Source organism: Empedobacter sp. GD03739 (assembly GCF_029843245.1).
GTDB classification, from domain to species: domain Bacteria; phylum Bacteroidota; class Bacteroidia; order Flavobacteriales; family Weeksellaceae; genus Empedobacter; species Empedobacter falsenii_B.
In genome coordinates this window covers 1-510 of record NZ_JAOCHX010000128.1, presented here as the reverse complement: position 1 = coordinate 510, position 510 = coordinate 1, and the positions used below count along the sequence as shown (strand labels likewise).

Annotated in this window: 1 protein-coding gene; it reads left to right on the top strand. The window is 22.2% G+C overall.

Features of this window, described 5'->3' with window-relative positions; all coding sequences use genetic code 11:
- On the top strand, positions 1-499 hold a 499-nt coding region (locus N5E64_RS15725; RefSeq protein ID WP_280038336.1), incomplete at its 5' end, for a hypothetical protein.
- Positions 500-510: the final 11 nt, after the last annotated feature.

Here is a 510-nt window from a genome sequence, read left to right as displayed (position 1 = left end):
GATTAAATTAAAAGAAATGAATAAAATAAAAATCTTATTCTCTATTATATTAGCTTTTACATTTTATAACTGTTCATCTTATAAAATAAACTATAATCGGGATAAAATAATTAATAAGTATTCCGATAATTACATAGTCCTTTTGGATAATGAAAAAATTCAACTTGAAAATATTTATTTAGACAAAGACAATATCAAAAATATTATTGTAGATAAGAAGTCAAAAGTTATTAATATTTCACAAAATAAGATAAACGAACTCTTTGAGCTTAAAAATATAAATTTAGATAGCTTATCTAATGGACGAAGAGGCTGGAATAAGAAAAAAATAGAATTAATAGTTCTAAATGGAATTCCGATAAATGATTCTCTTGTTGAAAAAATTAAAATTGACCCAAATTCTATAAAATCAGTTCAAATTGTAACTGAAAATACTTTAAACACTAAAATGAATGGAAAAAGATTCGATGGAGATTTATTAGTTATCACAACAAAATAAAAACGTCGTAC